Source organism: Canibacter oris (genome assembly GCF_014197205.1).
Classification (GTDB): Bacteria; Actinomycetota; Actinomycetes; order Actinomycetales; family Microbacteriaceae; genus Canibacter; species Canibacter oris.
The window spans coordinates 14,255-38,534 of the sequence record NZ_JACIFD010000011.1; the positions used below are offsets into that span (position 1 = coordinate 14,255).

The 24,280-nt window shown below is 56.1% G+C and carries 24 protein-coding genes; 10 read left to right on the forward strand and 14 right to left on the reverse strand.

Annotated features, from left to right (window positions below; genetic code table 11):
- Nucleotides 1-51: 51 nt before the first annotated feature.
- Genes F5897_RS05805 through F5897_RS05815 form a run of 3 tightly spaced genes read left to right on the forward strand, consistent with a single transcriptional unit; the run spans nucleotide 52 to nucleotide 1,962 of the window.
- Nucleotides 52-1,224: an inorganic phosphate transporter gene (locus F5897_RS05805; RefSeq protein ID WP_124824064.1), complete on the forward strand. Its 1,173-nt coding sequence runs from the start codon at nucleotides 52-54 to the stop codon at nucleotides 1,222-1,224.
- A complete protein-coding gene (locus tag F5897_RS05810; protein WP_183304832.1) occupies nucleotides 1,224-1,517 on the forward strand; it encodes a hypothetical protein in 294 nt (97 codons plus the stop codon). The genes F5897_RS05805 and F5897_RS05810 overlap by 1 nt, the downstream gene beginning before the upstream one ends.
- A 28-nt stretch (nucleotides 1,518-1,545) precedes the next feature.
- On the forward strand, nucleotides 1,546-1,962 hold the full coding sequence (locus F5897_RS05815; protein WP_124824065.1) for a DUF3349 domain-containing protein: 417 nt from the start codon (nucleotides 1,546-1,548) through the stop codon (nucleotides 1,960-1,962).
- Nucleotides 1,963-2,086: 124 nt separating this feature from the next.
- Here the strand turns inward: F5897_RS05815 and F5897_RS05820 are convergent, their stop codons facing one another.
- Nucleotides 2,087-2,794, reverse strand: a complete 708-nt coding sequence (locus F5897_RS05820; protein WP_183304833.1) for an exonuclease domain-containing protein — start codon at nucleotides 2,792-2,794, stop codon at nucleotides 2,087-2,089.
- Nucleotides 2,795-2,854: 60 nt separating this feature from the next.
- Here F5897_RS05820 and F5897_RS05825 point away from each other — a divergent pair, with 60 nt between their 5' ends.
- The 6 genes from F5897_RS05825 to qcrB all read left to right on the forward strand — a co-directional run bounded on the left by F5897_RS05825 (nucleotide 2,855) and on the right by qcrB (nucleotide 9,320).
- Nucleotides 2,855-3,718 carry an alpha/beta fold hydrolase gene (locus F5897_RS05825; protein WP_183304834.1) on the forward strand — a complete coding sequence of 288 codons (864 nt, stop codon included), beginning with the start codon at nucleotides 2,855-2,857 and terminating at the stop codon, nucleotides 3,716-3,718.
- Nucleotides 3,719-3,834: 116 nt separating this feature from the next.
- Entirely contained in the window at nucleotides 3,835-4,584 is a 750-nt protein-coding gene (locus tag F5897_RS05830; protein WP_158608056.1) for a phosphatase PAP2 family protein, read from the forward strand.
- A 599-nt stretch (nucleotides 4,585-5,183) separates the two neighbouring features.
- Nucleotides 5,184-5,804 carry an aa3-type cytochrome oxidase subunit III gene (ctaE, locus tag F5897_RS05835; RefSeq protein ID WP_124824069.1) on the forward strand — a complete coding sequence of 207 codons (621 nt, stop codon included), beginning with the start codon at nucleotides 5,184-5,186 and terminating at the stop codon, nucleotides 5,802-5,804.
- A 20-nt stretch (nucleotides 5,805-5,824) separates the two neighbouring features.
- Entirely contained in the window at nucleotides 5,825-6,619 is a 795-nt protein-coding gene (qcrC, locus tag F5897_RS05840) for a cytochrome bc1 complex diheme cytochrome c subunit (RefSeq protein WP_124824070.1), read from the forward strand.
- A gap of 95 nt (nucleotides 6,620-6,714) precedes the next feature.
- Entirely contained in the window at nucleotides 6,715-7,716 is a 1,002-nt protein-coding gene (qcrA, locus tag F5897_RS05845) for a cytochrome bc1 complex Rieske iron-sulfur subunit (protein ID WP_233574339.1), read from the forward strand.
- A complete protein-coding gene (gene qcrB, locus F5897_RS05850; RefSeq protein ID WP_124824072.1) occupies nucleotides 7,713-9,320 on the forward strand; it encodes a cytochrome bc1 complex cytochrome b subunit in 1,608 nt (535 codons plus the stop codon). The genes qcrA and qcrB overlap by 4 nt, the downstream gene beginning before the upstream one ends.
- A 330-nt stretch (nucleotides 9,321-9,650) precedes the next feature.
- On the opposite strand, the gene F5897_RS05855 is transcribed toward qcrB, so the two are convergent.
- From F5897_RS05855 to erpA, 6 genes are all read right to left on the reverse strand, one after another.
- Entirely contained in the window at nucleotides 9,651-10,205 is a 555-nt protein-coding gene (locus F5897_RS05855; RefSeq protein ID WP_183304835.1) for an exonuclease domain-containing protein, read from the reverse strand.
- Between the two features lie 6 nt (nucleotides 10,206-10,211).
- Nucleotides 10,212-10,655 carry a GNAT family N-acetyltransferase gene (locus F5897_RS05860; protein WP_124824073.1) on the reverse strand — a complete coding sequence of 148 codons (444 nt, stop codon included), beginning with the start codon at nucleotides 10,653-10,655 and terminating at the stop codon, nucleotides 10,212-10,214.
- A 20-nt stretch (nucleotides 10,656-10,675) separates the two neighbouring features.
- Nucleotides 10,676-11,098 carry an aa3-type cytochrome oxidase subunit IV gene (ctaF, locus tag F5897_RS05865; protein ID WP_124824074.1) on the reverse strand — a complete coding sequence of 141 codons (423 nt, stop codon included), beginning with the start codon at nucleotides 11,096-11,098 and terminating at the stop codon, nucleotides 10,676-10,678.
- A gap of 12 nt (nucleotides 11,099-11,110) precedes the next feature.
- Nucleotides 11,111-12,754 (reverse strand): aa3-type cytochrome oxidase subunit I, encoded by a 1,644-nt coding sequence (ctaD, locus tag F5897_RS05870; RefSeq protein ID WP_183304836.1) that lies wholly within the window; start codon nucleotides 12,752-12,754, stop codon nucleotides 11,111-11,113.
- 5 nt (nucleotides 12,755-12,759) lie between these two features.
- Nucleotides 12,760-13,635 (reverse strand): aa3-type cytochrome oxidase subunit II, encoded by an 876-nt coding sequence (gene ctaC / locus F5897_RS05875; protein WP_484482098.1) that lies wholly within the window; start codon nucleotides 13,633-13,635, stop codon nucleotides 12,760-12,762.
- A 154-nt stretch (nucleotides 13,636-13,789) separates the two neighbouring features.
- Nucleotides 13,790-14,158: an iron-sulfur cluster insertion protein ErpA gene (gene erpA / locus F5897_RS05880; RefSeq protein WP_124824076.1), complete on the reverse strand. Its 369-nt coding sequence runs from the start codon at nucleotides 14,156-14,158 to the stop codon at nucleotides 13,790-13,792.
- 137 nt (nucleotides 14,159-14,295) lie between these two features.
- Here erpA and F5897_RS05885 point away from each other — a divergent pair, with 137 nt between their 5' ends.
- Nucleotides 14,296-14,823 carry a DUF3043 domain-containing protein gene (locus F5897_RS05885; RefSeq protein WP_124824077.1) on the forward strand — a complete coding sequence of 176 codons (528 nt, stop codon included), beginning with the start codon at nucleotides 14,296-14,298 and terminating at the stop codon, nucleotides 14,821-14,823.
- Between the two features lie 76 nt (nucleotides 14,824-14,899).
- Here the strand turns inward: F5897_RS05885 and F5897_RS05890 are convergent, their stop codons facing one another.
- From F5897_RS05890 to F5897_RS05920, 7 genes are all read right to left on the reverse strand, one after another.
- Nucleotides 14,900-15,943: a quinone-dependent dihydroorotate dehydrogenase gene (locus F5897_RS05890; protein WP_183304837.1), complete on the reverse strand. Its 1,044-nt coding sequence runs from the start codon at nucleotides 15,941-15,943 to the stop codon at nucleotides 14,900-14,902.
- Nucleotides 15,944-15,963: 20 nt separating this feature from the next.
- Complete coding sequence (gene nrdR / locus F5897_RS05895; RefSeq protein WP_124824079.1) at nucleotides 15,964-16,449, reverse strand: transcriptional regulator NrdR; 486 nt, start codon at nucleotides 16,447-16,449, stop codon at nucleotides 15,964-15,966.
- A complete protein-coding gene (gene hisD, locus F5897_RS05900) occupies nucleotides 16,449-17,771 on the reverse strand; it encodes a histidinol dehydrogenase (protein WP_183304838.1) in 1,323 nt (440 codons plus the stop codon). The genes nrdR and hisD overlap by 1 nt, the downstream gene beginning before the upstream one ends.
- A 9-nt stretch (nucleotides 17,772-17,780) precedes the next feature.
- Nucleotides 17,781-19,502, reverse strand: coding sequence for a methyltransferase (locus tag F5897_RS05905; RefSeq protein WP_183304839.1), 1,722 nt, complete (start codon nucleotides 19,500-19,502; stop codon nucleotides 17,781-17,783).
- A gap of 2 nt (nucleotides 19,503-19,504) precedes the next feature.
- Nucleotides 19,505-20,266: an SDR family oxidoreductase gene (locus tag F5897_RS05910; protein ID WP_183304840.1), complete on the reverse strand. Its 762-nt coding sequence runs from the start codon at nucleotides 20,264-20,266 to the stop codon at nucleotides 19,505-19,507.
- Between the two features lie 61 nt (nucleotides 20,267-20,327).
- Nucleotides 20,328-21,983 carry an apolipoprotein N-acyltransferase gene (lnt, locus tag F5897_RS05915; protein ID WP_183304841.1) on the reverse strand — a complete coding sequence of 552 codons (1,656 nt, stop codon included), beginning with the start codon at nucleotides 21,981-21,983 and terminating at the stop codon, nucleotides 20,328-20,330.
- A gap of 2 nt (nucleotides 21,984-21,985) precedes the next feature.
- A complete protein-coding gene (locus tag F5897_RS05920; protein ID WP_183304842.1) occupies nucleotides 21,986-24,265 on the reverse strand; it encodes a DEAD/DEAH box helicase in 2,280 nt (759 codons plus the stop codon).
- Nucleotides 24,266-24,280 lie beyond the last annotated feature (15 nt).

Sequence of the window (24,280 nt, forward strand, 5' to 3'; positions counted from 1 at the left end):
CTGGAAAACAGGTACACTTTAGTTGTCATTGTAACGATTAAGAAGAAGACCGTGACAACAGAACTAATTATCCTTGTAATTGTTGTTTTAACCGCGTTAGCGTTTGATTTCACTAACGGGTTTCACGATACGGCGAACGCGATGGCAACTTCCATCGCGACTAAAGCGCTGAAACCGAAAACCGCGGTGGCGCTGTCGGCTGTTTTGAACCTGATTGGCGCCTTTTTGTCAATCGAGGTAGCTAAAACCGTTGGCACCGGCTTGGTGAACCTGGAAGCCTCTGATGGTGGTTCGGGGTTGATGCTAATCGTGTTTACGGGGCTGGTGGGAGCTATTCTCTGGAATGTTTTCACCTGGCTTTTAGGGTTGCCATCTAGCTCCTCGCACGCGCTTTTTGGTGGTTTGATTGGTGCTACACTGGCATCTTTGGGTTTTAACGGTGTGTTGTGGGCTGGAGTGGCGCAAAAGATAATTGTGCCGGCGCTAGCCGCCCCGATTATTGCCGCGATTGTTGCAACTGTTGGTACCGCGATGGTTTACCGCATCACGCGCACCACGGCAGATAAAAACAAGGCTAAGGGTTTTCGGATTGGGCAGGTCGCTACTGCGTCACTGGTCTCGCTAGCTCATGGCACCAATGACGCGCAGAAAACAATGGGTGTCATTTTCTTGGCGTTGGTGGCTGCCGACAGCATCGACCCGGAGGCGCCGATTCCGTTCTGGGTGCGTGCAACCTGTGCGATTGCGATTGCTCTGGGTACCTACCTCGGAGGGTGGCGGATTATTCGCACTCTGGGTAAAGGCCTGGTGGAGATTGATCCACCCCAGGGAATGGCTGCAGAAGGGTCTTCGGCTGCAATCATTCTAACTTCGTCACACTTCGGTATGGCGTTGTCTACTACGCACGTGGCTACTGGTTCTATTCTCGGTTCTGGCTTGGGTAGAAAAGGCGCCGAGGTGCGCTGGGGTGTGATGGGTCGCATGGTTATTGCCTGGCTGATTACCCTGCCAGCTTCCGGTGCGGTTGGTGCGCTAACCTGGTTTATTGGTAACGCGATAAATCAAGTCACTGGCAGTGCCTGGATGGGGGAGTCGGTGGTCTTCGTGATTCTCCTTGGTTTCTGCTACTGGATGCTCAGACACTCGAAGAAAGACCCGATTGATCCTTCAAACGTAAACGATGAGTGGCAGAAACAGACCCCGAAGGAAGTGAAGGCGGCATAATGAACCTGCTAGAGATTCTTGACCGACTGCTTCCGGTTTTGGGTGCGGGGCTGGTCTTTGGCGCCGGTCTGCCAGCGCTTTTCGCGGTTGGTATGCGGCTGCTGAGCGGCCCTGCGGAATACACCGCTGACGGCAAACTGGTGGAGATTGAGCCCGCTGCTCCGGCGGCAAAATTCTTCGGTTACTGCATTTTTGCGCTGATTTCCCTCAGTATTTTGATTGGTATTTTGTGGATCGCAAAAGACTTCATCTTCTTTATGACGGGCTTCAACCTGTTTGGTGCTGCGGGATAACACAGATTTATTTTCAGAGGAAAACACATTGTCAGATAAAAACATTGTTACTCGGGTGCTTGACTGGCTGTTAAGCGGCTATCCGGAGGATGTGCCGCAGACAGACCGTCCAGCTGTGATGGCACTGCTGCGCAGCGAGCTAAACGATGAACAGCTGGAAGAGGTTGTGCGGCGGCTAATGCAGGCGCGTGAGGCGCGCGGTGCATCGTATGTCAGCGACAGTCAGATTAATGAGTATATTCGCAGAGTTGTGGATCAGGTCCCAACCGCGAGCGATATTGACCGTGTCGCTAAAATTTTGGGTGCCAGCGGGCTGAAAATTGCCGAGGTGCACGTGGATCCAACCTCCGAACGGACTTCGAAATTTGTGAAGTACAAAACTCCGGCGGAGGATGAAATTGCCATTGCCGAAGCCGCTGCGGAAGCAGCGAAGGGCACACAGTAAACATAGTTGTCACGAAAACCAGGTTCCGGATATGTCCCATGAGCACGGGAACTTATGCTGCACGCTTAGGTAGCAATTGCGCATCAAAGCTGCCTTAAGCGACAGGTTTTGATGACGGCAGTGATTATATAACTGTGGGCTTAATCGGCCAGCCGGGAACCACATTGTCATTGGGTTTTCCGTTGCGCTGTAGGTACTCCTTGAAATCGAGTGTTAGCTCCCGCTCCCACACAATCAGCGCGTCATGCATTTGCATCGCTGTTGCCGGTAATTGCGGGGCATACTTAGCGGCAATGGCGTAAAGCACCTGCCCGGCAGCAATAGCGTCAGCTGCCGCATCGTGAGCGTTTTCCAGGCTGACCCCGTAATGCTGCGCCACATCAACCAGGGTGCGCTTGCCGCGGCGGTAGCGATCCAGCTTGCGATCAATATAGTAAGGATCAGCTATTGGGCTGATGCTGGCTAAATCGGCAATCTGATATCGGGTAGCTTCGGCGTAAAGCATGGTGATGTCGAAACTGGCGTTGAAGGCCACAAGAGTGTACCCGCGCTCGACCATTTCAAGCAGCTTGATGACAATCTGTGCAATGCCAATCTCAGGTTTTACTCCGGAGGCGCTAGCTATTTCATTAGTGATGCCGTGCACCTGCACTGCTGCCGGAGGAATGGGGACACCGGGGTTGATAATCCAATCGTGGCGCTCGGTGACTTTGCCGTTGTCAAGCAGCGCTACTGCCGCTGTAACAATGCGGTCTGAATACGGATCAACGCCAGTGGTCTCGATGTCAAAAACTGCCAGGCGCTCTGCCCACTGAGGTCTTTGTGCTGTCATAGTTACAATAGTAATGGTTCGGGGTGACAACTTTGCCTAGGCAAATGTGGAAGGAAGATAATGCGGCACCAAGAGATAGAAATTGCCGGCGCAAGCTGTGCGTACTGGGAGTACGGCGAATCCGGCGAACCGGTTATTTTGGTGCACGGTTTCCGCGGCGACCATCACGGGCTGGAGCTGATTGCGCAGCGGTTGCAGCAGTTGGCGGCAGACAGCGGCGAGCCGCTGCGGATTATTGTGCCAGATCTGCCAGGCTTTGGGCTTAGTCAGCCGCTTCCAACCACCCACGACATCTCTGCATACGGCAGTTGGTTGCAAGCATTTGCTACGCATTTTGGGGCACGTTTTTTGGTGGCCCACTCTTTTGGGACCCTGGTCGCTACCGCGGCGTTGGAAGCCGGTTACTGCCCCGAGCAGCTGAGTTTAATTAACCCGATTAGCGCCCCGGCGCTGGAGGGGCCGCGCGGGTTGCTCACCAAACTTGCGGTTGGCTACTATCAGCTCGGCAAAGCTTTGCCGGAAAAGCTCGCAAACCCGCTGCTGTCGCACCGCTTAATCGTGCGGGGGATGAGCGTCGCAATGGCCAAGACGGGGGACCGGGAGTTACGCCGCTGGATCCACAACCAGCATGACAAATATTTCAGTGTCTACGCTAACCGCGAGATGCTGCTGCAGGCTTTCACCGCGAGTATCACCAACACGGTGTCCGCGCGGGCACAGTATATTACGATGCCGACAGCAGTGATTGCGGGCGACAAAGATGACATTACGCCGCTCGTGAAACAGCTGGAACTAGTGCGAATGCTGCCTGCGGCGCAGCTGTATCCTATTGGCGGTGTGGGACACCTGGTGCACTATGAGGCACCGCATGAGGCTGCGGAGATTGTTTGGCGCAATATTGTGGCGGTGCAGCGGCAGCAGTGACGCTGCGGGCAGGCTGCAGCGCGCGGCTGTTTTTCAGGTGGTTTTGCCATAATTAACCAACAGGGAGGTGCATTATTCTGGGTAAGGCTCGGCGAAAAGCTGCAATTGCGGCGCTGGTGGCGTTACTTTTGGGAGCTGCTGCGTATGTGCTCGGTGTGCAGAGCTCTACGGGGCAGCACGCTGAGGACGCGGCGCTGCAGGCGAGCACCCTGAATTATGATCCTGGTTTCCCGCTGTCGTTGGTTTCACCGGCTTTTGTGTTTTTTGCGGTTGCGGTGCTGGCTGTGCTGGGGGCGATTCGCTGGGGCTTCAGTAGGGCAGTGGTGGTTGTGGTGGCATCCTTAGGGGCGGTTGCGCTGTCACAGGTGTTGAAGCAGAAAATTTTAGTGCGCCCAGATTTTTGGGAGCTCGGCGCTGACAACACCTTTCCAAGTGGCCACGCGACAATTTTCGCGGTATTAGCGCTGGGGTTGGTGGTGATCGCGCCGCAAATCCTCCGTGGTTTTATGTCAGTTTGCGCGGCTGCGGCGCTGGCGCTAGTGGGGACGCAGATTCTCTTGAATGGCTGGCATCGCCCGAGCGACGTTTTCGGCGCGATTATGTTGGCGCTTGTGTGTTACTGCGTGATGCTGGGTCTGCTGCCAGCCAAAGCGCATAATTATGCGCCGGGCGCCGGCATAGCTGCCTTTGTGTTGGCGCTGACCACCGGAATTGCTGCGCTGGTGGCGTTGCTGTTGGCTGGTTATGCGTGGCTGGCAAGCGCTCACAGCGCCGCGCTGTGGGCTGGAATTTTCGCGGTTATCGCGGCTAGCTGTTACGGCTGCAAAACTGTTGCAGGCATCGTGCGCTACGGCAAAAAAGCCTAAACTTGCTGCGCGACAACTGCGTTGTGCTTGCTCATTGGCGGCCAGCAATTTGATAACCACTTTGGCCCGTGGTGATAATATATATTATGTCAGTTTAGATTTTGGGGTGTGGATCCGCCCGCCCCTGCCTAGCCCGGTGTGCACTGTTAGCAGGCGTGGCTCTCCTTATTCTCCGTATTCTGTGCTGCTGTATTCTGTGCTGCTGTATTCTGTGCCACTGTCGCACTGCCGGGCACCGTGAACTGAGTTGACGGCCATCGCGAACTGAGTTGACGGTTGTCGGGAGTTGCTGTGCGACACGCTCGACGCGAGCCGAGCTACTGCATCCCCTGGTTGGTTTCTCTCGTTGCCGTCTCGGTTGTTTTTTAGTCGCAGTTGCTGTAAAGCGCGATTTTCCGGGGCCTCTCCCCCTGCGCTTTGCTTCATTATCTTCATCTGATGAAAACGGGCAAGAGTATTCAGCTAAAAATTGTCTAACTCTCAGCAAAACATCAGGTATTATGGAAGAGACCGTTGCGCTGAAAACCAACGTTCTCACCTGCGTGTCAGGTAACATACACCAAATTTTCAGCCATAATGGAGAGGTGAATACTTCCAAAATGACTACGAAAACAGCCGTGCAGGCGGTAAAGCGACCAAACATTGTCGCCACCGGCACGATCATCTGGCTTGGTAGCGAGGTAATGTTCTTCGCGGGACTTTTCGCGATTTACTTCACGCTGCGAGCTACAGCACCTGAGCAGTGGGCGCACGAGGTTGAAAAGCACAACCTGACCTTCGCTGCTATCAACACCTTTATTTTGGTGCTCTCCTCTTTCACCTGTCAGATGGGTGTTTTTGCAGCTGAGCGGATGCAGCCACGCCGTACCGGTAGCCTCGCCCAGTTCACCAAGTGGGGCACCGTAGAGTGGTTCTACCTGACTTACTTCATGGGCGCTATCTTCGTGGCTGGTCAGGTGTACGAGTACGCAATGTTTGTATCTCACGGCATCACCCTGAGCTCAAACGCATACGGCGCAGCCTTCTACCTCACCACTGGCTTCCACGGTCTGCACGTGTCACTCGGTCTGATTGCCTTCCTCTTGGTGATCGGTCGTATATACGCGGTAAAGAACTTCACCCACAAAGAAGCAACCAGCGCGGTAGTGGTTTCTTACTACTGGCACTTCGTTGACGTCGTGTGGATCCTGCTGTTCGCAGTTGTCTACCTGGTGCGCTAGTCCGAGGGAAATGATTGACTATGAAGAAGAATAAGATTCGTAAGACCGGTAAGCGTAGCCCTCTGGCAACCATCGCTTTGGTTGCAGCAGGTCTGCTAATCACCGGCGGTGCCTACGCTGGCTTCAGCCAGACCACTGCAACTGCTGAGGTTGATATGACCAGCCAGCAGACTATCGACGAGGGTCAGAAGCTGTTTGCTGCAAACTGCGCAACCTGCCACGGCATGAACGCTGAGGGTACTCCTGATGGTCCTTCCCTGATTGGTGTGGGCGCTGCGTCTGTGCACTTCCAGGTTGGCACCGGTCGTATGCCACTGGCATTCCAAGGTCCGCAGGGCATGGTTAAGCCAGTGCAGTTCACCGAAGAGCAGACTCTGCAGATGGCTGCATACGTAGCTTCTCTGGCTCCGGGGCCAGAAATTCCAGAGGCACGCTACCTGCAAGCTGATGGAGATGCTGCTAACGGTAGCGAGCTATTCCGTATCAACTGTGCAATGTGTCATAACGTTGCTGCTGCGGGCGGTGCTTTGACTCAGGGTAAGTATGCTCCCGCACTGACTGGTGTTGACGAGGCACACATCTACGAGGCAATGGTTACCGGTCCACAGAACATGCCTGTATTCTCCGATGCTAACCTCACCCCGCAGGATAAAGCAGACATCATTACCTACCTGAAATACATCGAGAAAGAAACCAAAGTTGGCGGTTTCGGGCTGGGCTCACTGGGTCCGGTTGCTGAGGGCCTCTTCATTTGGGTATTCGGTCTAGGTGCGATTGTTGCTCTTACCGTTTGGGTAACTGCAAAGTCAAACTAGTCATCAAGATTTAACATTTAAGAAAACTAGGAGCAAAATTGGCAAAGGAAGCGAAAGACGGTCTCGCCGTTGTCGCCACCCAGAGCCCTGGCGATTTGGTGGGCACAGCAGTAATTGCTGAAGACGCTGTGCAAGATCCTGGTCTGCCGGCGCACCGCAAACGTGTTACTGACACTGATCCAAAGAAGGCTAAGAACGCAGAGCGCGCAGTATTCACACTGTTCTACCTGTCTATAGCCGGCAGCTTGGGCGCAGTGCTTGCTTATATGGCCTTCCCTATCGAATCAGGTTCAATGCTGGACATCCGTCTGCACACCCTGTTTGTTGGATTGGGAATGGCGCTCGGTCTGCTGGGCATCGGTATCGGTGCAGTGCACTGGGGCAAGACCCTGATGTATGATGGTGAATCAATCGATTACCGCCATCCTGTTGCAAGCGACGCCGAGACCCGCAAAACCGCGGCAGAGATTTTTGAGATTGCTGATAAAGAGTCAGGTTTCACACGCCGCACGTTGGTGCGTAACAGTCTTATTGGCGCGCTGATTGCATTCCCGCTACCTGGCGTTACTCTGTTGCGTAGTTTGGCTCCGCAGGAATACGATCCGATTGACCTGCTGAAACACACTATGTGGGATAAAGGTGTGCGTCTTGCCCGCGATCCATCCGGTGTGCCGATTAAGGCGAGTGAAGTGACAATCGGTTCTGCGTTCCACGTGATCCCAGAGAACCTGCATGAAGCGCAGCACCCGCTTGACGAAAAGGCTAAAGCTATTGTGCTGCTGATGCGTCTCGATAAGCGTGACCTGAAAGAGCCAGAAGATCGCAAGACCTGGTCATACGACGGTATCGTTGCTTACTCTAAGGTTTGTACACACGTTGGCTGCCCTGTAGCTCTCTACGAGCAGCACACACATCACCTGTTGTGCCCATGTCACCAGTCACAGTTCGATGTGTCTGATATGGCAAAGGTAGTGTTTGGCCCGGCAAAGCGTCCGCTGCCACAGCTGCCAATCACAGTTGATGATGAAGGCTACCTCGTCGCGCAGAGCGACTTCCTAGAACCTGTTGGACCTAGCTACTGGGAGCGTCTGAAATGAGCAACACCACACCAGAGTTGAAAGCTGGTTCAGCTAGCTTTACCGCGAAAGCCGCAAATTACCTTGATGAGCGCACCAAGATTGGTGTAGCAGTCCGTGAATTCGGTCGCAAGGTATTCCCTGACCACTGGTCATTCCTGCTTGGTGAGGTTGCACTCTACAGCTTCGTAGTTGTGCTGCTCTCAGGCACCTTCCTGACCCTGTTCTTCCAGGCGTCAATGGTTGAAACCCACTGGGATGGTCCGTTTGCGCCAATGAAGGGTGTCGAAATGAGTGCTGCGATGGCATCCACTCTCGACATTAGCTTCTCTATCCGTGGCGGCCTCCTGGTGCGGCAGCTGCACCACTGGGCGGCGCTGCTGTTCGTTGCCTCAATTGGTCTACATATGCTGCGCGTGTTCTTCACCGGTGCATTCCGTAAGCCGCGTGAGCTTAACTGGGTTGTTGGCTTCGTGCTCTTCATCCTCGCAATGGCTGAAGGCTTCACCGGCTACTCACTGCCAGACGACGTGCTGTCAGGTAACGGCCTACGTATTATTGACGGCATTATGAAGGCTATCCCGGTTGTTGGAACCTGGCTCAGCTACCTCTTCTTCGGTGGCGAGTTCCCAGGCACCGATATCGTTGGACGCCTGTACATGCTGCACATCATGGTGCTACCAGCAATGGTTATCTTGTTCATTGCGCTGCACCTGACCTTCGTGGTTATTCACAAGCACACCCAGTACCCTGGTCCAGGCCGGACTCAGGAAAACGTTGTGGGCTTCCCAGTGCTTCCTGTTTACGCAGCAAAAGCCGGTGGTTTCTTCTTCATCGTGTTTGGCGTACTGGTTTTGATTGCTGCAACCTTCAGCATTAACCCAATCTGGAACTACGGCCCATACGATCCGTCACCGGTATCTGCTGGTACCCAGCCTGACTGGTACATCGGCTTCGCCGACGGCGCGCTGCGTCTGGTGCCACCAGGGCTGGAAACCGAGTGGTTCGGTTACACCTGGTCATGGAACATGCTGCTGCCACTGCTGGTAATCGGTATCTTCTTCGTGCTGGTAGCTTGCTACCCGTTCATCGAAGCTTGGGTAACCGGTGACAAGCGTGAGCACCACATTCTTGACCGTCCACGTAACGCTCCAACCCGTACCGCGATTGGTGCCGCAGGCGTAACCTTCTACGCTGCGCTGTGGGCTGGTGCAAGTTCTGACCTAATGGCAACTCACTTCCAGTCATCACTGGAGTTCATGATTCACATGCTGCAGTTCAGCCTGGTATTCGGACCAATCATCGCGTTCGTTATCACCAAGCGTATCTGCCTCGCCCTGCAGAAGAAAGACCGTTCTATTGCTCTGCACGGCTGGGAGTCAGCACGCATCGTGCGTCTGCCTGGTGGTAAGTTCACCGAGGTTCACGAAGAGCTGAGCGAGCACGAGCGGTGGCAGCTGGTGAGCTACCACGACTACGCTCCTCTGATTGTCCGCCCGGACGCCAACGGCAAGATTTCTGTCGGTCAGAAGGTACGCGCAGCTGTTAGCCGGTTCTTCTTCGAGGATCGTATCGTGCCTCCGACTCAAACCGAGATCGAGCAGGCAAAACACGATCATCACTAAACACAGCTAACGCTCAGCGGTGAGGCTCCCCTATCAGGCGGAGCCTCACCGTTTTTTGTACACCCCTCCAGGAATCAGTAACTGTTGTCTCAGTCAGATGGTTGCTGTAAGTAAGCGGAGGCTTTTTGACAGTTGCCGATTTGCTGCCCGTTTGCGCTGGTAAACCGCAGGCTTGCTTGTCGATACCCGCGGCAGTGTGACGCGGGCGGTGGCACTTGTTGTGCGATGCTGTCAGCCTCGAGGCGCTTATGACAGACGGTGTGATACAGAAGAGTAATGTCAAAAGCGAGAAGGTCAAGCAACTGGGGCCGGCAGGCTAGCAGCGCGCTGCTAGGGCAGCTCTAGGGTTATGTGGCGCTGCAGATGCGCGATGATACGACCGCAGGCCTCAGCATCAGCCACGGCGCGATGATGCGTGAAAACGTGTTCAGGCTCGCAGGCGGCAAGAACGCTCGTTAGACGATAGCTGGAGAGCCCAGGAAGCAATCTTTTGGCAGCTTCGTAGCTGCAATAAAATTTTGAGGGGTAGCTAACAGTTCCGTAGTGGCGGTCTAGATCACGCCAGACTCTAGCGTCGAAGCGGGCGCTATGTGCAAAAACTGGTACCCCGGCGATAAAAGCAGCAGCTGCGCCGGCGAATTCCTCCCAGCTTGGAGCTGCAGCGACATCAGAGAAACACAGCCCATGAATGTGTGTGAATTCAAAATGCTGATAGCCGGGCGGCGGGCACAGTTTGCTCTCTAAAACCGCCACAACCTTGCCCTGCTCAAACCGCACCAGTCCAATTTCGCAGGCGGAAACTCCGCCGATACGGTTGGCGGTTTCAAAATCTACGGCGACAAAAGCCGGTGCGGCAAGAGCGGCAGCGGTCGGATAGTAAGACACCGGGAATTAGCCCAGCTCCAGAACTTTACGATAGTGCTGGCCAACAGCTTCGAAGCCGCGGTGCGAGTAGAAATTGCCGATGTGGCTAGTAACCGCAGACAGCTGCCTTACTCCCCTGCCCATGCAGTAAAACTCGCAGGCTGCCACTAAGCGGTCGCCAATGCCCTGTTTGCGGTGCGCCGTGTCTACTACAATCTCCTGCAAGTGTGCGGTCAAACCAGGCGCGTGCAGCAAACGTGACACAGTCATCAGGGAGTACCCCACAACTTCACCGTTGTGTTCCGCCACAAACAGTACGTTGGTTTCCTGATCGCGGTATCGCAGCACATTATCAAGCGCGATTGTGAAATCCGCTTCATTAATTGGTTCCCGGCCGGTGATATACTGAGAGGCCAGCTTGAAGAGCTTATGAGCGTCTTCATGCTGGCCTCTGCGAATTGTAATTGTCATACAGACAATTTTACCGCTTTTTAGCGAGCGAAGTTACCACGGTAGTATTCGTAGATTAACCCCACTACACCGAGCAGTGTAAGTGGCGCACCGTAGTACGCGAGCCAGAAACCGTGGATTGAAAGACCGATGGTCACAATCGCAATACCGGCGCCGAGGACCAGTGGCCACCAGCTCCAAGGGCTGAACTCGCCAATCTCTGGGTCTGCGTCGTCGATGTCTGCGGTTTCATCGTCTTCTAGCAGTACACCACCCTGCTTCTTGTAGTTCATGCGCAGCCACACAGCGTAGAAAGCTGCGAGGAAGCCAGAACCAGCAATCGCGAGTGAGCCAGCCCATTCGATTTCACCGTTGTACTCTGCCATGTGCCACAGAGTGTAGATAGTGGCCAGGAGGAAGAAGTACGCCGTCAGGATTGCGTAAATAACGATATTAGATTTCATTTTTATTTACTCCTAGTGGCTGGTCAGCTTAGGGGCGTTAGCCGGAGCTGGCTGCTCCACGCCGCTAACCTCTGGGTGGTGCAAATCAAACGCAGGTGATTCGCTCCGGATACGTGGGATCGAGGTGAAGTTGTGCCGCGGTGGTGGGCAGCTGGTAGCCCACTCGAGTGAGCGACCGTACCCCCATGGGTCATCAACTTCTACCTTCTTGCCGCTGCGCCAGGTGATGTAAACGTTCAGCAGGAACGGCAGCATTGAGATTGCAACCAGCACTGAGCCAACCGTTGACAGCTGGTTCATCCAGGTGATGCCATCCTCTGGCAGGTAGCTGGCGTAACGACGCGGTAGAACCTTCACACCAATCCAGTGCTGCACCAGGAAGGTCATGTGGAAGCCAATGAACAGGATCCAGAACTGAATCTTGCCCAGGCGCTCGTTGAGACGCTTACCGGTGAACTTTGGCCACCAGAAGTAGAAGCCAGAGAACATCGCGAACACCACGGTGCCGAAGATGACGTAGTGGAAGTGCGCGACCACGAAGTAAGAATCAGACAGGTGGAAGTCAAGCGCTGGTGAGGCCAGGATAACGCCGGTGAGACCGCCGAAGACGAATGTTACCAGGAAGCCCAGGGCATACAGGTTAGGGGTCTCAAAGGTGATTGAGCCGCGCCACATAGTGCCGATCCAGTTAAAGATCTTCACGCCGGTAGGAACCGCGATGAGCATGGTCATCAGCGCAAAGAACGGCAGCAGCACGGAGCCGGTTACGAACATGTGGTGTGCCCACACGGTCATAGAAAGCGCGGAGATTGAGATGGTTGCGTAAATCAGGGTCTTGTAACCGAAGATTGGCTTACGTGCGAACACTGGGAAGACCTCAGACACGATGCCAAAGAATGGCAGCGCGATAACGTAAACCTCAGGGTGACCAAAGAACCAGAAGAGGTGCTGCCACAGGATCGGGCCACCGGTTTCAATGCCGTAAACGTGTGAACCGAAGATACGGTCTGAAGCCAGCGCCAGGAAGGCTGCAGCCAAAACTGGGAAGATCAGCAGAATCAGGATAGAGGTGATGAGGGTGTTCCAGGTAAACACTGACATACGCCACATGGTCATGCCAGGAGCACGCATAGTGAGCACGGTGGTGATGAAGTTAACGCCACCCATAATAGTGCCGAAACCACCGATACCCAGGCCGAGCACCCACAGGTTACCGCCAACGCCAGGTGAGAAAGTCTCACTTGAAAGCGGCGCGTATGCGAACCAGCCGAATGACGCCGCGCCCTGCGGAGTCAGGAAGCCTGAAACCGCAATCAGCGAGCCGAAGGTGTAGAGCCAGAAAGCGAATGCGTTTAGACGTGGGAAAGCCACATCAGGAGCGCCAATCTGCAGTGGCAGCAGCACGTTCGCAAAGCCCGCGAAAAGCGGAGTAGCGAACATCAGTAGCATGATAGTGCCGTGCATAGTGAACAGCTGGTTGAACTGCTCCTTGGTTGCCACGATCTCCAGGCCAGGGGCAAACAGCTGAGCGCGGATAATAAGCGCCATCAAGCCACCGATCAGGAACCAAACAAAGGAGCTGATCAGGTACATGTACCCGATGGTCTTATGATCCGTGGATGTTAGCCACGAAACAATAACGTTACCTTTTTTCATGATGATTAGCCCTCATGACTTTCTTCAACTGGAGCCTCTGCGCCAGGCAAGTTCTGGTTCGGGTTGTAATCCAGAGTCAGCAGACCGCGGTTTTCAGGATTCTGCTTCAGGCTGGCAATGTAAGCGTCGTATTCTGCCTGCTCTACAACTTTAACCTCGAAAAGCATCACAGAGTGGTACTCACCGCAGAGCTCAGCACACTTGCCAACGAAGGTGCCGGTCTTGGTTGGGGTGAAGTACATGTAGTTGGTCTTGCCAGGAATCATATCCTTCTTGTACAGGTACTCAACTACCCAGAAAGAGTGGATTACGTCGCGAGACTCAAGCTTGATTTCAGTGGTCTTGTTTACTGGCAGGTAAAGCACTGGCATAGTGCTTGGAACTGGTGAACCGTTCTCGTCGGTCTGCACCTGAACGCCAGAGAAGTGTACGTTCTCGTCGGTGTAGTTGAAATCCCATGCCCAACGCTTGCCGATAACCTCAACGCGGGTGTCAGGGTTCGCGATTGGAGCTTCCACTGCCGACTGGGTCTTTGCGGTGAAGCCAAAGAAACCGAGGATTAGAATCACTGGAATTACAGTGAACAGGGTTTCAATTGGCATGTTGTAGCGCAGCTGTACTGGCACACCGGTCTCACCGCGGCGACGGCGGTAAGCAATTGCTGCCCAGAGCACCAGGCCCCAAGCAACCAGACCAACCAGCAACAACACAATCCAGGAGTTAACCCACAGAGCGGTTAGGCTCTCTGTGTGGTTAGTTGCCCCCTCGGAACCCTCAGGCAGGAAGCCACGCTGCTGGCTTGGGGTGCAGCCTGCAAGTACGAGACCGGCAATCGCCACCGTAGAGGTGGCTGCCCATTTCATTTGACGTTTAGAACGCACTGCATACCTTTCAAAGTGTGAACAAGCTGGGAATTTCTCCCGAAACCTGATTACTACCTGATAGCTTACCGCTTTTCAGGAGCTTTGCAGGACATTCGGCGCGCCGAAACGCAAAAAAGCCCTGTAAAATAGCGAAAAATTATTTTTGGAATTGTTAGCTGAAGCTATCGCCGCAGGCGCAACTACCCTGCGCATTAGGGTTATCAATTGTGAAACCTTGCTTTTCAATGGTGTCTTCGAAGTCGATTGTGGCACCGTTGAGGTAAGGCACGCTCATTTGATCCACAACCACTTCTACTCCGCCGAAGTCGACAGTCGCATCGTTTTCGAGCAGCCGCTCGTCAAAGTACAGTTGGTAGATGAGACCGGAGCAGCCACCCGGTTGCACTGCAATCCGCAAACGTAAATCTTCTCTTCCCTCTTGTGCCAAGAGGCTCGATACTTTGTCACGGGCTCGATCGGTTAAAATCACCTGGTGTGCAGCTGTGCCGGTGCCAGCGGCATCTGATGCAGTCTCGCTCATGTGAAGCTCCTTACTAAATAAACAATTTAACCTTACAATGTTATTTCATCGCAGCTTGAAGTGCCCCGGGCATCACCGACATCAGGTACCGGGTACTATATTTGTGGGAGACACTTTTAAAACTGTAGGAGAAACACTTGGCTAGCGAGCAGCAGGGTAAGGGACGCCCCACACCAACTCGAAAAGAAGCACAGGCACGCAACGCACGACCTCTGGTTGGGAGCAAAGATCCGGCGGCTAAAAAAGCTGCGCGGCAGCAGGCCATGGCGCGACGGGAAGAGATACGACGCGGTGTTGCGAACGGTGATGAGCGCTATCTGACCGCTCGCGATAAGGGGCCGCAGCGTAAATTCGTGCGCGACTGGGTTGATGCGCGCACCGGTATCGGCGAGTTTGCACTGCCGATCATGTTTTTGATTGTGTTGTGGACCTTCATCCCGACGCGGTGGGCATACACCGGCGCCATCGTGATGTGGGGTCTGGTGCTCACAATCATCGTTGACAGCCTGATTATGCGGTTCTTCCTGAAACGTGCCCTGGTGCGCAAGTTCGGTGCCGCAAACCTTGAAAAAGGCTGGGGCTGGTACGCTATCAGTCGTTCGATTCAGTTCCGTGCCCTGCGTCTGCCGAAGCCGCAGCGTAAGCGCGGGCAGTGGCCAGCATAAACAACAGCTTTAAATAACCAATCGGGTGTCGCAGAATTTATCGCGCGGCACCCGATTTAGTTTTATGGACTGTGGATCAGCGTGCTGCGGCATTACCGTGCCAGCCCAGCGCGGCAAGCTCCTTATTGATACGGTGTGCCCACAGCGGGCCTTCGTAAATGAAACCGGTGTACCCCTGCACCAGGTCTGCGCCTGCCTCCAGGCGTGCCAGCACATCTGCTCCGGTAGTGATTCCACCAACTGAAATAATTGTGAGCTCGGGCGGAGCACTGGCTTTAATCTGTCGCAGTACTTCTAGTGATCGCTCCACCAGCGGCACCCCAGACAGTCCCCCAGCGCCAATTTCGGCTACAGCTGCGGCTGAGGTTTGCAGATTGTCGCGGGAGATTGTGGTGTTGGTTGCGATGATGCCGCTTAGCCCCAAGCGGGCTGCGAGATCCACAATTCCAGCGATTTGTGCATCGTCAAGATCAGGGGCGATTTTCACCAGTACCGGGGTTTTGCCGGCGGCATCTCGCACCGCAGTAAGCAGCGGCTCTAGCATGGTTAACTCTTGCAGCCCACGCAGTCCGGGAGTGTTAGGTGAGCTGACATTAACCGCGAGGTAGTCAGCCAGCGGTGCCAACAATTGAGTGGAATAGACATAGTCTGCTACTGCGTCTTCCACCGGTGTGATTTTGCTTTTGCCGATGTTGACTCCGATAACGGGGCGGTTTTTACGAAGGCGCGCGCGCTCTAGTCGCGGCACAGCAGCGAGACTACCCGCGTTGTTGAAACCCATGCGGTTAATCAGAGCCCGGTCAGCGACCAGGCGAAACAGTCGTGGCCGTGGGTTGCCTGGCTGCGCGTGCTTGGTTAGCGTGCCGACTTCAACGTGTGAAAAACCGAGCAGGCCAAGGCCAGTTATTTCTTCAGCGTTTTTATCAAAGCCTGCGGCGAGCCCGAAGGGGCTTGCGAAAGTGCTGCCAAGTGCCCGAGTGCGCAGCTGCTGCGGGGTTTTTAGCAGCGGGCGCACGATTGGCGCGGCGATTGGCAATACTTGTAGGGCGGTGCTCGCTAAACGGTGCGCTGTTTCGGTGTCTAAGCGACGCAAAACATTGTTGAAGAAGAATTTATACATGTTTTCTCTTGGCTCTGGTGTTAAAGCTTGGTTAAACTTGGACGATCGCGGGGGGAATCTGGGTGGTTGGTGCGCAGCTGCTGAATCGCTGCCTCAAAGTCGGCGAGCGACTCAAAGTTTTCATAGACGCTCGCGAAACGGAGGTAAGCAACCTGATCAAGGTCTTTTAAGAACGGCAAAATCGCCACTCCAACATCGGCTGCATCAACCTGTGAGGAGCCGGTGGCGCGCAGCGCATCCTCAACTTTTTGGGCAAGCAGCGCCAAATCAGCATCGCTCACCGGGCGACCCTGGCAGGCTTTGCGCACCCCAGAGACCACTTTGTGACGGCTAAAGGGTTCCATTGCGCCACCGCGTTTGATGATAACCAGCTCTGCGGTTTCGTTGGTACTGAAACGCTCGCCGCAGCTCCCGCATTCGCGGCGTCGCCGAATCGCACGGCCCTCGTCAGCGTTACGGCTATCGATTACTTTGGTGTCTTTGTGACGACAAAAAGGGCATAGCATTATGGGGTTGAATCCTCCTGCCGAGTGGCTTTAAAGCGGGTCTGTACGGCCTCACTGTGCGCCGGCAAGCCCTCAGCGAGCGCGATTGTTGCTAGCGGCGCGGCAACCTGCTGTAGCGCTGCAGCGTTGTAGTCGATAATTTGCTGGGGACGCAAGAAAGTGTGTGCGCCAAGCCCAGCGGCAAACCGTCCGGTGCCGCCGGTTGGCAGTACATGGTTTGAGCCGGCCATATAGTCGCCTAGGCTGACCGGTGAGTGCGGTCCAATGAACAGTGCCCCGGCGTTGCTGATGGCGGCTGCCAGCTTAGCCGCGTCAGCGGTTTGAATTGCGAGGTGTTCGGCAGCGTAAGCGTCAGCAACCGCGATCATCTGCGCGGTGTCAGTAACCAGAATGATGCCTGACTGTGGCCCATTGAGTGCTGTTTGTACACGGGCACTATGTGGGGTTTCCGCGGTGCGGCGTACCACCGCAGCGGCGACCGCATCAGCAAGCTCCGGCGCATCAGTTACCAGGACTGCGGCGGCAGCCTCATCATGCTCAGCCTGGCTCACCAGGTCAGCAGCAACAAACTCCGGGTTGGCGGTGGCGTCGGCGAGTACCATGATTTCGGTGGTTCCTGCTTCGCTGTCAATGCCGACTAGGCCGGTTACTGCGCGTTTTGCTGCCGCGACAAAAATATTTCCGGGGCCGGTGATGATGTCAACCGGCGCAAGCCCAATTTCAGGCACGCCGTATGCCAGCGCAGCAATCGCTCCCGCTCCCCCGATAGCGTAAATCTCAGTCACCCCGCATAGCGCAGCCGCAGCCAAAATTGTGGGGTCAACTGAGCCGTGCGATTGCACCGGAGACACGAGTGCTAGCTCCCGCACTCCGGCGGTTAAAGCCGCCACCGCATTCATCACCACGCTTGACGGGTAAACCGCCTTACCACCAGGTACGTACAGCCCCACCCGGTGCACCGGTTGCCAGCGCTGCGACACCGTCGCGCCGTCAGCTAAAACCGTGGTTGTTGCCGCCGGAACTTGCGCTTTGCTGGCTGCGGTGACGCGCCGAATCATCTCTTGCAGGGCAGAAATCAGCTGCGGATCAGCCGCTGCTAGTGCATCCGCAATCTGCTCCTGGGGCACTCGCAGTTCATGCCCGGTGACGCCGTCAAACTGTTCTGCCTGCTGATAGAGCGCTGCCGCGCCCTGCGTTTTCACCGCATCCAGCAGTGGCTGCACCTGCCCCAGCGCAGCTGTGGCGTCAAGTGTAGCCCGCGGTACCACAGCGCGCAGCTCAGCGGCGCTCAGCCAGATACCCCGAAGATCAATTTTCTGCATAGTTTAATTCTAGCGAGAATCAGGTGCGGCCGGCGGCTCAGTGCCTGGTAATCGTAGAAAACCCAACCACGCTAAATCTCGCAGTTGTGGGAGAAGTTCAGCGACAACAGCGGCCGGATCCGCCTCAAAAATCTGCGCTAAAGCCCCTACAATCTGCGCCACGGTGAGTTCACCGTCACAAGCTCCCACTGCTGCGGTGAGCAGGGTGTCAGCTGAGTGATGCTGCATGAATGGAGCCGAGTTAAGCAGCACCAATTGTTGTGGATCAGCGGCACCAGGGTTGTGGATCCGCTGCTCTACTACCGAGTTCGCCACCAGTAAGGTGCGCTCTAAAAGTTCGGTATCAGACAGCTGCGCCAAAGCTAGCGCGGTGTCAAAAGTAGCGGTTAGTGCCCGACCCGCTTCTTTGGCAGGCGCGAGGGCACCCCGCTCCCTGCAGATATGCACTAGCGGTGCGGCTGCGATTTGCGCTATGTTCGTGCTCACTGCTGAGTCGGCAACAGCAGCGCCTTGCTGCGCATCCCCCGGCTGCGTATGTGCAGCGCCCAAAGCTGTCTGCTGCGCTGCACGCAACCGCACCGCGCCCAACGACACACTTGCAATCTGGCGCTGCTTAAAATCTTGCAAATATTTAGAAATCTTTGCGCTGGCAGCAGCCGAGCCCTGCGCCAAGCCCCCGTCACGAGCCCACATCTGGGCATAGCCGAGCGGCGAGAGCTGCTCGCGTTCAATCACCCAGGCGGCCGCCAAATTCGGGCACACCGCGGCTGCCTCACGCAACCACTCTGCAGGGCGCGACGCATAGCTGTCACCCCAACGGTTTTCCCAGTTCACCAGGGCTACAGCTTCGCCTCCGGGACGCAAAACCCCTGCCATGTGTGACACCACCTGTGCTGCCAAACTATCGCCCGCGCCGGAGCCGCTGCGATACACCAGGCTTTCAGCGCTGTCAGGCTCAATCACAAATGGCGGATTAGTCAGCAGCAAATCAACCCGATCAGCTCCGAAGGGGTGAAACAAATCACCCTGGCGAAACTCGATATTCGTGACCTGATTCAAAACTGCATTTAGCTCAGCAAAGCGCAAAGCCCTTTCCGAAATATCGGTGGCAATCACCCGGGTCGCACGCAGCGCCAAATGTAGCGCAATAATGCCGCAGCCGGTGCCCATATCAGCGGCAAGCTGCACCGCGGTGGCCGGCGCCTGCTGCAACAAACTACGGCTCGCCCCGCCCACACCCATCACAAAATCAGCGGCAGCCGGGCCCCGCCGCAAATGATCGTCAAGGTCGCTTAACAGCCACCACTCCTGGAAACCACCGGTGAAAGTGTCAGCCACGGCAACCGGGTTCAACGACAGCGCAGCAACAAACTCAGCTGCGGGATCAGTGACAGACATACCTGGGTCAACCGGGCGCAGCAAACCCAACGTAACCGCCCCGGAAACCGTGAGGGTGGGCAATGCTGCAGCAAGTTGGGCGCCGCGTACAGCGGCGCCCAACTGCAACACCGCGCACAGCGTTGCGAGGGCCCGAGCGGGCGCGGTGTTGGCGGCCGCGGCCGCCTGCTGCAGCGCCGCCTCCGCCGGGACTGCTAAGCCTGCGAGCAGGGCCTGCTGGGACTCCTGCCCACCGAGCATCGCGGTTACCCGGTCGGGAAAGTAATCCGCCGCGAGCAAATCCTGTCGCAGCCGCCCAATCAAGCTGCGGTCGGTGTCACTAACCCGAGTCACCGTTACTCTGCCGCGAAGTCAGAGGTGTCGCCAACCAGTCGGGTGTGATCCGCGGGAACCGGATCCACCGCAGCTAACGCCACCTCCGCCGCAAACTCGGCCACATTGTAAAGCTTCCCGGCGCCTTCGCGACGTGCTTCAATCGCGCCAGGGTTGGCGCGCTCAAGCAGCGTTGCGGTGATGGTGCCCTCAATCATGTCGCCGGAGACTACGACAAACTCTACGCCCTTGGCGGTGAGCTCAGGGATACGCTCGCGCAGCGCATCCTCACCAGCGCGCTTTGACAGGGCAACTGGCTCATATTCTGGCATTGTCGGTGTGGTGCGAATAAAGTGTGCCTGGTGGCTGGTCACGAACACCACGCGAGAACCTGGCGCCAGTAGCGGCAGCATGGTTTCAAGCATCCGCACCTGGCTGTCACGGTTGAGCACCATGGCGTAATCTTCTGCCATGCCGCGCTCCATGCCGCCGGAGGCGTTGAGCACCAGAATGTCGAGGCCGCCTAGCTCATCTTTAATAGTCGCGGCGAGGTTATTGACTGATTCTGCATCGGTTAGGTCAGCCCCGCACAGCACCACTTTGCCGCCAAACTCTGCTAGTTCAGCACCGAGTTTTTCGGCGCGCGCAGCCTTATTGCGGTAGTTAATCACCACGTCAGCGCCGGCGCCCGCGAAGTAACGCACAGTGTCTGCCCCGACACCACGGGAAGAGCCCGTAACCAGGACACGCTTACCGGTGAGGCTGCCTACAGCTAGAGGGTTCATGATGCTCCTTATGATTAGAATATTTATTTCTAAGGGTAACCTACTTGGTGCCACGAGTGCGTCATATTCGCGCTATCCTCACGCTAAAAATCACGGCGGCAGTTGCGGCGGGCAGCAACCCCCACAGTAACGCAAACCAGGCGCCGTACTTGGTAGCGATAGTTTCTCCGGTGAGCACCGGAACATCCGCGGTGATCACCCCGGGAGTGAAAGCGGCGATGCTCGCGAGACTGCTGCCATCGGGAGCCAGGATTTGGCTCTGGCCCACGGTTGAAATATTCACCAGGGCGCGTCCTGCGCTGAGCGCCTGCAATTTCGTCAGTGCGAGCTGCTGCAAACTCTCGTCGGTGCGTCCAAAATCAGCGTTATTGGTGAGGGCCACAAACAGCTCCGCCCCGCCGTCAAGCATCGCGGTGGTTTGCCGATCAAAAGTGATATCAAAGCAGATTGCATGCCCGATCGCTGCCTGCCGCAGGGTGTGCACACTGGGGCGCTCACCGGGCAGATACTCTAATTGCACCAGATCCACCAGCTCCGGGGCGAACATTCTAAAAAACTCCCGATTTGGCATAAACTCACCAAACGGCACCGGATTGTATTTATCGTAGCGAGCCGTAACCTCACCCGCTGCGGTGACCGTGACGGCAGCATTAAAAGCCGTACCATCGCCCGGATTTTGTCCGGGGAGGATCGTGCCAACCATAATATCCGCACCGCTGAAGGCAGCTAGCTGCTGCAGCTCACGCATCCGCCGGGGCGAGCCGGTGACGTTAAACTCAGCGCCGTTTTCTGGCCACACGATAAGCTCCGGACGCGGCGCAGCCGGATCCAAACCCTCTAAAAATGCTGTAGTAGCGTCAAAGTGTGCCCGAAACACATCGCCGTTTTCCCGGTCGTCAAAAATTCCAGCTTTCGCGTTGCCTTGCACCGCAGCGATGCGGATGTTGTCACGCTGCGTGAGCACAGGCTGCGGCAGTAACAGCTGTGCTGCCAACACCGTGACAGTAAGCAGCGCCGCGCCTAGAATCGGTCGCAGCCGGGCGGCTGGAACGGAGTCCAGCCAAGCGACTGCCGCGAAGCGCATCCCCGTGGGTGAAACGGTACGCGGTTGAGATGGTGGCAGTTCACGTGAAGCATGACGTAGCACAGCAAAGGTTGCCACCGGTAGCACCCCCGCAAAAACCAAAACCGCGCCGGTAGCAGCAACTCCCCAAAAGCTCACCGCGCCCGCAAAGGGACTATCAGCAAAACTCGCCGCAAATCGACCCCACGCAAAGCCCCCGTATGGCCAACTCGACTCCCCCAGCTCCCGTAATAGCCACAGCCCCGCGTAAACCGCAGCCAGTGCTACACTCTGCACTAGCGACCTGACAACAACAGGAAGCTGAGGTAGGCATAGCAGCCGTGCCAGCGATGTCAGTAACACCGTCACCAGCACATTAAAAACTGTAAACCACAGTGTCATAAAACCAGCTAAAGCCAGCCACGGCACCGCACCCAGATAAAGCGTCAACCAGTGCAGATGCGGCAACCAGAAAGCTGCGCCGCCCAGCGCACCCACGAGGGCAGCAACCCGCTTACCTGATCCATAAATAGCCGCAAAATAACAGCCAACCGCGACAAACGCCAGCGGCCAAATACCAGAGCCTGGTCGCGATAAATCTAGCAACACACCGCCGGTAACAGCCAGTAATCCCCGCCACAGCACCGCAAACACCGCTACGCCTCCACCAGGCCGTAAACAATAGCCGTGCGTGCCGCCCGCGCGGTATTAACCACTTCCAACAGCGCCAGTGCCGCATCCGCAGGCAAAGCGACCTCACTGTTCAGCACCGTCTCACCCGCCGCAACCAGCTGCCCCAGCAGGTCAGCGGTCTGCTTCACCCACCGCAGAAAATCGCCGACGTTCAATTCACTGTGCTCCAAAATTTCATCCAGTGGCACTTCGCGAGCCCAGGCATGCATAACCCACGCGTTATAAGCGAAAGGCGCCAGAGTTTGCGGCAGCGCAAAATCTTCCTCAAGCGCATCCAAGCGCATAAAAATCCCGGCAGTGCGTTCCAAAGCAACATCGTAGGCACCGCTTAAAGGGGTGCCGTAACCCGCGTCATTACGGCGCGGCTCATAGGTGAGACAGCTCACAATAGCAGCCAGCTCGTAAGCATCTAAGCCCTCCCACGCACCGCTGCGTAAACACTCCGCCGCTAGCAGCGCTTTTTCGCCGTGGATCCGCGCCAGTGCCAGACCCCACACTGTGGGGCGCAGCACCTCCAGCTGCGCAGTCTGCGACACCAACTGCTGGCTGTAAACGGCTTCAGGTAAGCTGGCAGGAACCAACGCTACCTGTGCGGCCAGAGTAGTTGGCTCAGCCAAATAGCCAAGCGTGCGCAAAACCGTGATAACTCGCTCAAAAACCCGGCTGATGTTCCCGGTGCGACGATTTAGCTGCCGAGTCAAACTCCGCATCTGCTTACTCAGCTTCTGCGCCCGCGCCTCCCAGCGCCGGGCAATTTCCACATCAGTAGCCGCAGCAATCGCGTTTTGGTAGCCCTGAAGCGACTCCTGCATGCGCTGCAGCTGCATGGCATCACCGGCGAGAGAACGATCCGCCTGGAACTGCGCAAAAGAGCGCTCCAGCACATCTCGCACGACCGCAACCTCGCGCGAGCGCAGCAGATTCACAGCCATATTGTAGGTCGGCCTAAACGATGACAAAACCGGATAGGTGCGAGCCGCAGTGAGACCCTCCAAAACTTCCAGATCCAGTGAGTTTTCCCACAGAATTATGGCGTGACCCTCGGTGTCGATACCGCGCCTGCCAGCGCGACCCGTTAGCTGTGTGAACTCCCCGCTAGAAAGATAAACTCGCTCATCGCCGTTAAACTTCTTCAGCTTCTCAATCACCACCGCTTTCGCCGGCATATTAATGCCGAGTGCCAGCGTCTCAGTGGCAAACACCACCTTCACCAGCCGTTGCTGAAACAGCTGCTCCACAATCAACTTCTGCTGTGGCAGTAGCCCCGCATGATGCGCGGCAACCCCGCGCTCCAAGCCCCGCAGCCAGCTGTTGAGGCGCAGCGCTCGCCGCTCTGACGGCGTCAGCTGCTGCAAAACCTGCTGCGCCGCCGCACGAATCTCTAGGCGTTCCGACCTGGTCGTTAGAGAAATGCCGTCAGCTACACAGCGAGTCACGGCCTGGTCACAACCGATACGACTGAAAATGAAGTAAATTGCCGGGGTCAGTCCGGTTTCTTGTAGTGCGTGCACAACCTGCGGCGCGCTGATACGGCTTGGAGCTTGCCGCCGCGGTGCTGCTGAGCGTGACCGTTTGCGCAGCGGCTTGAGACGCACAATCTCCGGATTAAAACGCCCCCTTACATACATCGGCAGCAGGCTCGAGCCGGTGAAGACGTGCTGGTACAGTGGCACCGGGCGTTCCTCAGAAATAATCACCTCGGTGTTGCCGCGCACCAGGTGCATCCAATCGCCCAGCTCCTCCGCGTTGGACACCGTTGCTGACAGGCCAACAATTTTAATGTGCTGTGGCAGGTGCAGAATTATTTCTTCCCACACCGGGCCACGGAAACGGTCTCCCAAAAAATGTACTTCGTCGAGTACCACGCTGTGGGTGCGTTCGAGGCGAGCCGGATCCGCATAAATAATATTGCGCAACACCTCGGTGGTCATCACCTTAATTGGCGCGTCAGGGTTTAACGTCACGTCGCCGGTAAGTAACGCCACCTGATCAGCGCCGTACTCTGCGCACAGCTCCGCGTGCTTCTGATTGGAGAGCGCCTTAATCGGAGCGGTGTACACAATCTCCAAATCAAACTCGCGCCGCGCCAAAGCAACTGCGAATTCTGCGACGGTTGTTTTGCCGGCGCCCGTGGGAGCCGCTACCAAAACCGAGCTGCCATCTTCTAAACACTGGCAGGCGGTACGTTGAAAAGCGTCTAGACGATAGCCGAGTTTGCCCTCAAAGGCCTCAAGCGCTGTCATATTGCTCCTTACGAA